At 47.5% G+C, this 12350-nt stretch carries 9 protein-coding genes and 1 tRNA gene; all 10 read right to left on the reverse strand.

The genetic code is table 11. From position 1 onward, the window contains the following. Positions 1-36: 36 nt before the first annotated feature. The 10 genes from CLV80_RS16215 to CLV80_RS16260 all read right to left on the reverse strand — a co-directional run bounded on the left by CLV80_RS16215 (position 37) and on the right by CLV80_RS16260 (position 12333). Positions 37-1398 (reverse strand): hypothetical protein, encoded by a 1362-nt coding sequence (locus CLV80_RS16215; RefSeq protein ID WP_106358985.1) that lies wholly within the window; start codon positions 1396-1398, stop codon positions 37-39. Beyond that, a complete protein-coding gene (locus CLV80_RS16220) occupies positions 1395-2651 on the reverse strand; it encodes a hypothetical protein (protein ID WP_106358986.1) in 1257 nt (418 codons plus the stop codon). The genes CLV80_RS16215 and CLV80_RS16220 overlap by 4 nt, the downstream gene beginning before the upstream one ends. A 224-nt stretch (positions 2652-2875) precedes the next feature. Continuing rightward, positions 2876-5038 (reverse strand): sigma-70 family RNA polymerase sigma factor, encoded by a 2163-nt coding sequence (locus CLV80_RS16225; protein WP_133169788.1) that lies wholly within the window; start codon positions 5036-5038, stop codon positions 2876-2878. 26 nt (positions 5039-5064) lie between these two features. Then, complete coding sequence (locus tag CLV80_RS16230; RefSeq protein WP_207766604.1) at positions 5065-5493, reverse strand: EcoRII N-terminal effector-binding domain-containing protein; 429 nt, start codon at positions 5491-5493, stop codon at positions 5065-5067. Further along, positions 5490-7313, reverse strand: coding sequence for a DEAD/DEAH box helicase (locus CLV80_RS16235; protein ID WP_106358989.1), 1824 nt, complete (start codon positions 7311-7313; stop codon positions 5490-5492). The genes CLV80_RS16230 and CLV80_RS16235 overlap by 4 nt, the downstream gene beginning before the upstream one ends. After that, positions 7306-8121 (reverse strand): HNH endonuclease, encoded by an 816-nt coding sequence (locus CLV80_RS16240; RefSeq protein WP_106358990.1) that lies wholly within the window; start codon positions 8119-8121, stop codon positions 7306-7308. The genes CLV80_RS16235 and CLV80_RS16240 overlap by 8 nt, the downstream gene beginning before the upstream one ends. Continuing rightward, positions 8122-9762, reverse strand: coding sequence for an ATP-binding protein (locus tag CLV80_RS16245; protein WP_106358991.1), 1641 nt, complete (start codon positions 9760-9762; stop codon positions 8122-8124). Positions 9763-9853: 91 nt separating this feature from the next. Then, a complete protein-coding gene (gene dcm / locus CLV80_RS16250; RefSeq protein ID WP_106359002.1) occupies positions 9854-11074 on the reverse strand; it encodes a DNA (cytosine-5-)-methyltransferase in 1221 nt (406 codons plus the stop codon). Positions 11075-11593: 519 nt separating this feature from the next. Further along, positions 11594-11980: a hypothetical protein gene (locus tag CLV80_RS16255; RefSeq protein ID WP_106358992.1), complete on the reverse strand. Its 387-nt coding sequence runs from the start codon at positions 11978-11980 to the stop codon at positions 11594-11596. A 276-nt stretch (positions 11981-12256) separates the two neighbouring features. Continuing rightward, positions 12257-12333: transfer RNA gene (locus CLV80_RS16260), tRNA-Met, on the reverse strand. Positions 12334-12350 lie beyond the last annotated feature (17 nt).

Here is a 12350-nt window from a genome sequence, read left to right on the forward strand (position 1 = left end):
AGAGTAGCATTCTGCTGGATGCGAAGCTTAAATGAGCTACTCATATAAGGAAATCGTCGGTGTAGAGTATCGAATGGGGTTCTCAGGCGCGACGACTGAGGGTAATCCGAATGCGAGTTGAATCATTATCGGCATACATAATTTTGCTAGCAATGCTTGCCAATCCGGATTTTCAGCTAGGTTCTCATTCGAAATGTGAAACTCGGTAGCCTTGTTGTGGACGACAGAACACCGAATGCCATAGATCAAAAATGAGAACCAGCCACGGAAATGATCATCATCGCCATTGATAAATGCTTCATACTCTAGTTTTGGTTTATCTCTTGCCTTTCTGATATCCAGCAACTTGAAGAACCTATCGAGTTCCTCTGATCCATCGTGGTGCTCATCGCGAAATGCCTGCCTGCATTCTAAAGCCATTTCAATAAGGCTCTGGTCGCCAACTTGATGGCCCCAACACCCAACGAACAAATCTTTCAAGAATCTGCTCTCACTTTGGTCAATGCGCGCCCCAAGACGCTTAAAATCCCTCACACGATTGAGGGATAAGCTTGCGTTCTCAGTAAAAGTGCTAGCCACTTGGCTTCTGATCATAAAGTTTTCTAAAGCATGGTAAGTACTCATGAAAACTTCGAGTATACCGGTTGATGCGTTCACGCTGCTCAACATGGAAAACGGCTCACGGAACTGGACATAGTGTTCAGGGCTTCCCAAGCAGGCTCTTAATTGAGGAATTCGCACCTTTGTTTCACTTGGCAATTCCACAGGCGTAGACCAACTTCTTCCATAAAGGACTAGATGGTACTGTAGCTGCGCTTGTGCTTGGTTGACGTCCTCAATCGATGAAATAAGCACGCTCCCTTCGGACAATTCGGTTAAGTTCTCCATCATTAGTAAGCATGCAATCACTTGGATGTGTTCGTCACCAACATTGAACCTGCTTCCAAGAACAATCGTCGGATCAACCCGAAAATCGACGAAGGCCATAGAGTTCGCAAACCCTACATCACTATTGTAATGGTAAAAATCCGTATTCTTACCATCCATTCCTTTCGATTTTTGTATGTTGTGAGCTTCGGGAAAAGAGTGAAAGCTAAGCTCGTGTCCTGGATCGTATGGCTCCGCCCATTTTTCCGGATTAATTTTTTTGCCAACATCAATAATTCTTGCAACGTTTTTGGCATTACGGTCGGTGATCAGGTCTACGTGGGCATTGTCCGGCGAGATTAGTTCAGTCAAAAAAGCCCAAAAATCTTCGGGCCTGCTTGACGGGAGATTATCGTCGTCCAACAGTTTTCCTAGCAAATCATCGGCAGCGATCAAGTCATCTTCATTGGCGTCACCATTGAAGCTAATGTTAGCCGCAAGCAACATAACGAAATGTTCTTCAAAGGTCATCTCGCACTCTCCCGCAAACGGGCAAGCTCTGATCGGTCAGGCCTAAAGTACTGGTCCCAGCTTATTTTATCTGCGCCGCCACTATCCAAGAATTCCTTGACGGCCAACATAACAGCGTTCTTGTTCATGTTGCCAATATTCACACTTCCTGTGTCTTGGCTATTTCGGACAACTTCAAACTCATCCAGATCCAACCATTTTTTGAAGCTTGGCAAATCGTTAGTCAGCTTTGCATAAATTTGAGGGAACGGAACTTTTGCTTGCTTTGATGAAACACCTATTGCCGCAAACAACCCTGCCAGTACAACCTCTCTGCCGAGCCAGCGGATTTCAATATCCTCAGAAAACTCATTGTCGAGTATTACTAGAAAACCGGAGAAATCACGTAAATCTGCTTCTGAAATGTCTATGAAAGTATCTGCAGAACTTTGATTCTCATTTGCGACACCCGCAGCGAATTCTGCGTTCGTCGATACAGGTTGACCAAGCTTCAATGATTCAAATGCTGTTACCAAATGTGCGAAGAAGAACTGGCCTTGCGTTCTACGCTTACTGTACGCCGTTGAACTTTGTTCTCGTTCGCGAACGATCCCACCCGGAAAGGCCTCTTCAAAGATTGGTAGATACGAAGAAAAGAGTAGTTCAATTTGGTGCTTGATACTTACTGACTTATGTCCCGCGTTGAGTAATAGCATCTTTTTGATTTGCTCATTTTCGGTCAACCCGACCCAAACCTCCAACCAAAGTGTATTCTTTGCTATTAGATCCAATAGGGTTTGACTTCGTTCTTTAGCCTTTGTTCTCACCATTTTTGCGAAGAGAACTGGCGGGCAACCCAATTCATTGAGCCTAGATCTGTGGTGTTTGGTGAGCCCCCGAACGTCTAAATGACCATCTGTAAAGAGCTCGGTTTGAACAGTTATTTCTTGATCAATGAACCTAGCCGTATCGACAATAATCTTAAGTCTATTTGTTCTTTGCAGGCCGTCTAGTATTTTCCAATTACCTACAAGTTCTGGATTGGGAAAATCCTCAATGCTTGGATCGCCAACGACCACAATTATTGGTATGTGGAGCCGCTGCTCCAACGTTTCCCAAAGTGTATCGAGGTAGCGATTGCTGACTATGCCGCGCTGGACGAAATAGTCTTTAAACCCAATCGGTAAGCTGTCTATGAAGTCGAGAGCGCCCACGCGGCAAAAATAGCCCTTAGCGTTTCCTTCCTCAAAGGTGTCTATGACCTGCAATGTCATCAATCTCTCCTTGGATGAGGCGGTTGGCTGGAAAATAAGATGCCTGCATTACCATAGAAGGCGCCCAACCGAGGTCAATGGTAGTGCCTACCGAAGCCCATCTTAGCGATGATGCCTAGTATGATGGAACGCTTACCAAGAGCGGTTTCCGCGCTGGCGACGGAAGCGAAGTTAAACTGCGGTCATAGGCATTTTGAAACCATCGTAAATCGATATCGAGAATTTCAGTGTGTACGCCTAAAGCCACGAAGTGACACCATTCGTGGAACAAAATCGTGTTCTTCTCTAACATTCAGTACCTTTTGCACATGGCGGGTTCGCGAAGACGTCGGTTTTTTGCGATCAACCGTATTGTGACGAGTAAGACGTCCCATGGGATATCCCGTCAATATTGCGACGATGGCCGGCAAATATTTGTTAAGTTCCTCTTCAGAGATACCCCATTTTTCACACAGGTCCCGTACTAGATGCTCAACGTCACCATCAAACTTCGTAAAGCTATCATCTAAGATGGCCCAGTATGATAAGAATTCTTCATCAACATGTGACCGTGCAAGCGCAACATTTCCTTCAATGAATACTTCGCTTAGAAACCTAAGTAACTTGGTCTCAACGAGCTTTATTGTTGGGCCAAAACCGCCGAGTTCCGCAGCCATCGCATCCATAGTGGGGCGAGTAGCAAGACCGACAGACGTGCGCAATTTGAAAATATCGGGGGCCCTTGCTGAAAGCTGACGCGCTTGCAAGACACTTATTGCAGTAGGGATTATAGCCTCGAGGAAGTTTTGAGGGGTTTCTATTTGGTATGCTGGTAGGTCAGGAACGCCCGCATCTTGAGCATACTGCGGCCAGTTAATCTCTCCGTTCTCTTCTACACACTGGGCAAAGATATTGACTTGTTCGTATGTCGTTCTGGAGGCCGTGTTTTCGTCAATTTCAACCTCTCCTGATGTAATCGCATTAAGAAAATCGCTTATTGTGTCGATGCCCATCTCTGCAAAGCTGTTAGCAGCTTTCCCAATTTGCAATCGTTTTAGAGGTAGCTCCATGGCCAAGCCAGACCCTTGGAGCAACAGTGGCATCTCTACCGGTAGAGCCCTCTTGAACTCATCACCGGAAGCAAGGTCACCCGTTATTATTGCGGTTATCAAAGGAAGCTGTTCGCTAAATACATCCCGCGAAACCCCCCAAGCAATTTCCAATCCTTCAACGAGAGAGGTCAAAGAAATCTCATCCTCCGATGAGGCAAACTGATCGGCAGCTTTGCTCCAAGGCGCTGTAAATTCTGGGCGAAAATGATAAGGGGATTGAGCATAATCGTTGTAGATCAATGCACTTGCCAGTCTTTTGAGGATCTTGGCCTCTTTTTGGCGAACGCGTTCCCGAGTAATTTTGACAGGCATAAGTTCGCTGACGGCTTCGAGCGTCATTCTTTCATCCGGCGGTTTCATGATCCGCTTTTCCAAAATCAGACGGTTATCCTCTGTTTCACCTGCCAAAACAGTTTCCTCGATTACTGAGGGTAAGAGCACAATCGTTTCGGACATCGTTTGGCTTAAGGGCTGTTTGGGAAGGAGTGTGAGCTGCATATGATCGCAGTAAATCTCCCAATCGATGTCCCCTTCGGGCACTTGTGCCCGTTTAAGAGCCTCAACACCCTCTTGGATGCGGGAAGTTGTAGACCGCCCCATACCTTGCCAAGACAGTATCTCAGGTAGTGGTACGCCCAACAATTCGCGGACACGTGATAAACCCTTGCTCCGAAGTTTCTCTGTCTTAGGGCCAAGGTGCAGAACTCCGATATCTAAACTTAATGCTAATTCTGATAACTCGTTCTGGCAGATATCTTCATTCGACACTTGTTTGCTTGTGGCACGAAGCCCCCGTTCACTGGTTGAAGAATAGATTGGGTACCGTTGGGCGTATTCTTCGAGCAATGGCGCATCATCCCTCATACCCTTACCCAACCGAGTAAGGCTCTCCCAAAGCTCCAGTGTTTTGATACCGCCCATTCCAGGTGGCGGTACGCGCATACCTTCACGAAGTTCTTTCACCAGAACACCGAAATCATCAAGCCCTGCGCGTTCTAACATCGCCCCCGCGTTCCCTAAACTGGCGCGATTTACTGCAAAATTTGGAGTATCGAGGCCAACACTCGAAAACTCTACACATTGAAAGAACAGTCCATTACATTCAAACTCTGGACGCTCATAGAATCTTAACCAGTCAATTGTTGCGCCCGATATACATGCCATCAACGCTGCACTTGTTTCAGCAAGGACTTCGCTTATTTCGTCATCTAGCTCGTAGGTAGCTAGTAATCCCGAGATATCTGACAGGCAAACACAGCCCAACTCCTCCAGTTGTTCTGCAATCTGTAGATCCATGTGCAGATGTCGGATACTCGGGGAGGTCAATGTACGCGCCTCCAGCCCTTCAAGACTATCCTCGTTGGTTGGCTGTTTTGATCTTCTTTATGCTTTGGCAGAAATTTTATGTAATAGAAGTTGTTTATTTCGTTCTTGGAAATCTCGATTTCATCGCCAGCAAGAGCTCCAGACCGCCTCAAGTAGGCGGTTAGGCATGTGAGGCGATACTCATTTCGAGTACCTCTCTCATCATGGAGTTTGTTGTTGTAATGAATGTATTGAAGCTCCAGTTCATCTCCGTTCTCGTCCCGGCAGAGTATCGTTTTGCGAGGGTTTTTCGTTTTTGAATCTAGTTCGCCAAGGAAGGCGCGAAACTCACTATCGCCTTTCGGAATGAGCATGCCTGCCTGGTGGCTCTTTGTTTGTCCCGTGTCATTTGCACTCAAGATCTTACGGTACGCCTGCAGCATCATTGTTTCCTCGGCTGTATTAGTAACGCCTGTTCAAGATCACCTTTATCTCTAACTAAGGTCGGCGTAATTTCATTTCCCATCGCATTTTTCCACGTAGATCTATCCAACATGACCCGTTCGATAGTGTCTTCATAGAATAACCGATAGATCGTTACGGGCAATTCCTGCCCGCGCCGATAGGCACGCGCGCTTGCTTGCGCTTCAAGTGCAGGATTCCAAACTGGTGTCAGATGTATAACGACTGTCGCGGCAGTAATGTTAAGGCCCGCGCCTGCAGCTTTTGGGTTCAAAACCAGAATTGCAGGACCTTTATGTGAGGAGAATGTATCAATAATCGATTGCCGTTCACTTGATGGTGTGCTGCCGTTAATCGCTCCCCAATATGCTGATGGCAAATCTTGGCAAGCTTCTCTAAGAAGGCCTCCCATTCGATTAAACATCGCGAAAACTATGACTTTTCGCTCCCCGGAAAAAGCTTCACCAATAAGAGACCGTGCTCGATCCATCTTAGCATTCATCAGAGGCAAACCTGGCGCCGGATCGATGACGGCGTCCTCACCTTCTTCGTCACTTTCGTCTTCTTGTCTTAACCACGGGTGAGAGCAAACAAGTTGCAATTGTAACGTTGCGACCAGAGCTCCAGCAACAGGATATTTTTTTAGTGTAGCTTCACGGACGGCGTTGTAATGAGAGACAAGTTCGTTTTCCATTTCCAATGGAATGTCGATGTCTATGCGAGGAGGCAGATCACCCGCGACATCAGCAACGCGCCGCTTGAGCATCAATGGTTCAACAATTTCAGAGATTTCTTTTGCTGTATCTATACCATCGGGATACCGCGCCTCAAATTCTGACAGAGACCCCAAAATACCGGGTACCGCAAAATCAGCCAATGACCATAAGTCGACTAAACTGTTTTCGACAGGCGTCCCCGTCATAGGAATAGTATGGTTGCGAGGAATAGTAGCGACACTTTGACGTCGAATTGAGTGAGGGTTTTTGATCGCTTGAGCTTCATCACATACCACCCAGGACCATTCAAACGCAGAAAAAATTGATATATCGTTCACCATCGTGTCGTAAGTCGTGATAACAATATTGGTCTCTTGAAGACCTTTATATATGCCGGTGCGCTCTGCGCCTCTGTGAACCAATACAGTCAGAGACGGCGCGAATTTTTCAATCTCTCGAACCCAATTCACAATCAAACTGGTTGGACATATTATTAACGCAGGAGATGAGGTTTTCGGTACTTCTAGTAGAAGAAGGGCAATTATCTGAAGCGTTTTCCCCAGACCCATCTCATCGGCGAGTATCAAGCCCCCTTCAGTTTTAGAAACCTCCCACATCCACTTCACACCTTTGGCCTGATACGGATATAACTTTGCCATCAGCCCTTCGATTGAAATTTCGTCAGGATATTCCGCTGCAGTAGCTGAGCCAGAGGCCAAAGTGTTCTGTGACAATCGAAGTTCAATATCGCTATTCTCTAGCTCCAAATGGCGACGCACATCAGTGTAGCTAATTAGATTGTTGTCTTTTGGACCAAACATTTGAGAAAAGACGTCAACTGTATCGTTTGGTAGTGGCCGGACGATAGTCTTATCCAAAACCCAGTTATGAAAGTTGCTAGGAGCAGGATAAATTTCTTCTTTGCCCTTTACCAACCTTCGGCCTGCAAGACGTGCAGTTATGCCTAGTTCAGATCGTTCAATGAGTATAATGGGATCAATTATCCGCCGACTTACCACAAATCCGTCAGGCAAGACTTCGCTGAGTTTTGTGTAGTATTTGGGGAGCTGAGAATATGGGTCAGACATCACTACTCATTATCGCTTGGAGCTCCGATACAAGGTGTGGGGATGGTCGTTTCGTATGAACTGCCCTGTGGCAGTTCGGGCAAAGTGGGATTAAATCTGATAGTGGGTTATACTGTCGCGGCTGGCCAAGAGTTGACAATGGTTGGATATGATGCACCTCAATAATCTTACCAGCTTCTCCGTATGTTTTGCTTGGAGAAATCCCGCAGCATTTGCACACGTGCCCATGGAGTCTAAGACATAGAAGGCGATTGCGGGGGTTTCGCTCTCGGCGAACAACCTCGACTGTTGTCAGAGCACCCTCCATTTCACCTGACGGATTTTCAGGTTCGTTGACATCATAACCAATCAATTCGGCCATAGCCGCCATCATCGGAACGATTACCTCTCGACTGGTCTTTATCGCTGCATCAGCATTATTGGAGCCTTGGTGGTGCTTCAGTCGTGCTGACATTCCAAAGGTTCCGTCCAACACCTGCCATGTGTCAGTGGTCTGCCCACCAATCGAGAGCTTTGCATTTGGTGAGATGCTAGAAACCAGAGATCGAGCCAAAAGCTGATCTTCAGCTGGGGCCTCCGCAATCAGCTTTAAGGTATCCTTGGAATACATTCCGAAGCGTAGATCTACCTGATGTGACTTTAGCCCATGAGCTCGCAACTCAACTACTGGTCCTGCGCTCTTCTTTAAGTCACTAAACCAGATGTCTAAGCCAGTTTGAAGGCCTCCAGAAACTTGTGACAGCGATATTCCTGCCCCGGTTCCTTCAGCAAGTTCCTCCAGGATTATCTCGGAATGATGCTTAAGCATTTACTCTTCGCCAATACCTTCTTCGTCGAAATCCTCCAGCGTCGGCGTCGGTACTTCTCTCAACAGCTTTCTCAAATTCGACGAAACTTCTTCTCGAATATCCGCAAAAATAGGCTCTAGCTCTTCATTTACGTTATTTTGTTCAGCCATTGAAAATGCCCAAAGCAATAGGTCCATGCCCTGTACAGAGTAACCGCTTCCCGCCGCTCTCAAGTATATTTTTTGGTAGAAATCATGGTGTTTGTTCAAGAGAACAGCACCTACATGTCCTACATCACCAGCGCTACGATAACTCGGCTCCCACAAATCACCCGTCGTGATATTGTCGACGGGGTTGATATAGAGCCCTTCCGCTTCGACATTGCTCTCAACCCTCTGTTTGATTGTGATCTTGCTTCCACGATTATTCGACACAACCGCTGTTTGTGAAGCAGCGTCAGCATCCTCTACGCCAGCCTTCCGAGTGTTGGTCGTATTTTCCACCGTTTTATTGGCCGACGTATGATCAACATTAGCTGCTGCCGCCGTCTTTTGAGTTTTCTTTCTATATCGAAGGTTAGCTTCCCGGCGAGGTGGCGTCAGAAGACTGACTAGGTACTCTGCCAACGCCGGATCAAGAAGTATCCTTGATTTCTTGACGTCGATTGAAAAAGCTTCATCCAGCTCATGTCCAAAATCGAACTCAATCCGCAAAAGCGACATATGCGGGTCTAGGCCGCCAAAAACACTCAGCCAGCCGCCATCACTAATCAGTCGCCCTTCACGATAAATATAGAAGCCTTGCCCTCGGTTACTGATTTTAGCGCGCTCTTTCTCCGCAGACGTCAAATCGTCGCTATGTGGTAAGATCCAAGCCGCAACTTTCGCGTTATGAACCTTGCGATCTTCAACTTCGATCTCCATGATTTGTGCCGTCTCAGATAGTACTTGGTCAGAGCGTTCTTTAAAAAACGGGTCCCATGGCACAACGACCCCTCCGTCGATCATCAAAGTAATGTTTCTTTGACGCTCGTCTTTTTCATCGATGAAACGATGATAAATCATTCCAACATGTGAGCGGAGACCATCGGCAAGACGTCTGATGGCAGATTTCTCTTTTGCGCCCCCCGGCTCGTCATAGTTCTTGGTTAGAATTCGATCGCACTTTGACCAAATTACCAGCGTGCCGCTGCCAGAACCGCACAGTTCTTCAAATGTTTCACTTTCGTCGGTTGTAACAGGATCGCGGCGCATCTCCCAAAGCCCAATTTTCTCAACATGGTCGAGATCCCACGTAAGCTTGTTAAGGTCTTCACCTTCGCTTGTTCGGGAAATCAAGGTAAACTGACGACAAACGGAGCTCGATGCAGTTTTCAGACCAAGCCCAAACTTCCCTAAGCTTTCGGGGTTTTCTCTTTCGGGTGCGCCATACCGCATCGCATGGAATACGCCCGCGGCGTCCATCCCTGTACCGTTATCGCCGAAATAGACGTACTTGCGTCCTTCTGTATCCATTTCGATCTGAACATTGATCTCGGAGGCACCCGCTGCGATACAGTTGTCAATAATATCGGAAGCCGCAGTCCGAAAATTGTAGCCAGTGTCTCGAAGCCCGTTGATTAGTCTTGGCGCGTCGGGTTCATTGATCAGTTCATCGGTCATTAATAAGCTCTCTACATTCCATACTAAGAGTACCTAAGTACCTTACAACCAATGATTGTTTTCGCAATGGCATCCTGAACAATTATCAGTCTTAGCCAACCTTCTTGAAGGAGGCCGACTTAACAAGATCAATGATATGCGGACGCATCAACCTTGCGACTTCGGCAAAAACCGGCACCGCTACAGAATTTCCAAACTGCTTGTAAGCCTGAGTATCTGAAACAGGGATGCGAAAGCTATCGTCATAACCCATCAGGCGAGCACATTCCCTTGGTGTAAGGCGGCGCGGGTTTTTGACTAAGCCCTGACTGACGAGAATCTCGGATCCGTCTTTGTAATATCTGGCAGAAAGCGTTCGAGATATACTGTCCCCATCAACAAGACCAAAGCCAAAACCATTGCCTTTGGCTTTATGCTTCGCTGCGTACCCCTGTAGATAACCCCAGAGCTTGTCTGACAACGTGTATTTGCTGTTCACTTCTGCATCTGGTCCGACAGTGAACTGCCCCTCTGGCGATTCAGTCCCATTTTCCGGATGAAGAATATCTCGCATCCCCCTGCCTTTTCGACCCGGTAAAACTATGTCATCGAAACAAAACTCTGTGCTTTCTCGAAATCCAACCATAACGATCCGCTCTCGGTGCTGCGGCACGAAATTGGCGGCATCAATGATCCGAGTATGTAATGTGTAGCCTAGTTCTTCTTCTAGCTTCCGTCTTATCACGTCAAACGTTCGGCCCTTGTCGTGGCTCTTAAGGTTTTTAACATTCTCTAAAAGAAATGCTGCTGGCCGATGATGCATCAGTATGCGCAGAACATCAAAAAAAAGTGTGCCTTGTGTTTCGTCGTCAAACCCATGCGCCCTTCCGAGAGCATTTTTCTTTGAGACACCTGCGATCGAAAACGGCTGACAGGGAAATCCAGCAACAAGAACGTCATGATCTGGAATATCAGTAACATCGATATCTCTGATATCACCAGCGATTGGTCGATTATCAAGGAAGTTTGCATGATACGTTGCCTGAGCGAAACGATCCCATTCAGAAGTGAATACGCAACGCCCACCTTCCCCCTCCATTGCCTTCCGAAGTCCACCAATTCCGGCAAACAGATCTATAAAACGAAATTCGCGACCGCACTCATCCGGCTGGAGCGCTTCCAGCTGCATTCTGAGAAGCTTCATGACGCTTTTACGCGGATTTTCGGCTCCGCGCTTCCAGCGGTAAACATGACCTTCAGAGTACCCTAGGGCCTTAGCAGCTTCAGATACACTCCAGCCACTTTGCTGAATAAGCATCTCAAATTCATTCATCTTGCTCAGTGCTCCCGACATCAAATGTCTAGGAATTTTTCTGACATTTTGCTTCAAAAAATCCTAGTACTGAAGCGTGTTATATGTACTTAATGAGAAGCCTTGCAACCTTGTTGAATCGTAATGGTTTCACATTTCCAGAACTTTGATGCCCGCTTTTCGCCTATAAAGCCGAGTAGTCCAATCAACCGATTGCGCGGCATCAAGCTCTGATGGAAATGCCGCACTCACAACCCGCCCAATCGACATCGTGCCTGTCCCTCTTTTTCTGCCACTCCAAAGTTTTCCGGTCTACTATTTCCTTACCGCGACTGCGGACTATCACTGAACAGGCCTCCACCGGCCTTAGGTGGTCGAACGGCGGTAACGGGTTCTGTTGCAGGCACCTCTGCAACGGGTTCTGTTACGACGGATCGAAAACAGGGGGCTGACTGGCCTTCAGTCACCTGCCATCAACGGTATTCTTTTTCGCGAATTCGCGCGCGTGCGGTCAACCTGCCATTATGACCTAGCAACTTATCAGGACTCAGGTTCCGACTGCGTTGTCGAGTCGGGGCTAGTTTTGGCCAGAAGATCTGCATTGTATTCATCGACAGCGGCTTCGAGATCATCCAGCGCTGCACTGATTTTTTGGGACAGCCGAATACCAAAAATTTCAGCAACGGAATCTGCAACGGCCCAAACGCGGTTGATCAAGCGCTTGAAGATGTTTTCCCGCCTTTCTAAGTCAGCGGCGAAACGTTCGTTTTCGACTTTTGCGGCATCGATGGCGGCCCATTCTTGGTCAGCCTTTTCACGCTTCGCCCGGTTCTCAGCAGCTTGTTCACGCACCCACGCGCCGGTCTCTTTCCGTTTCGGAGACGGCTCATCTTCACCGATGAAATCCTTGCCATATGCGAGGACCACACATGCCTTACACAAACGCCTTTTATCCCTTTAAAATTCGTGGTGAGTACGGTGCCAAGATCAAGGCTTTGGTTGGGAGCCTTGGCGATGAGGATACGAAGGCAGAAGCCATCGAACTTCTTCGCAGCCTTGTGACAGAGGTGCGCTTGCATCCAGATGAGAACGCCGATGGAGGTCATGTGATTGAATTATATGGAGAATTGGCGGCAATCTTGGAGTTATCAGCCCCCAAAACGCAAACAGCCCGCCGTTTTACGGGCGGGGTGTCGGTTTCGTTGGTTGCGGGAGTAGGATTTGAACCTACGACCTTCAGGTTATGAGCCTGACGAGCTACCGGGCTGCTCCATCCCGCGCTATTGTGCCTCGCGGT

The organism is Yoonia maritima (assembly GCF_003003285.1).
GTDB lineage: Bacteria > Pseudomonadota > Alphaproteobacteria > Rhodobacterales > Rhodobacteraceae > Yoonia > Yoonia maritima.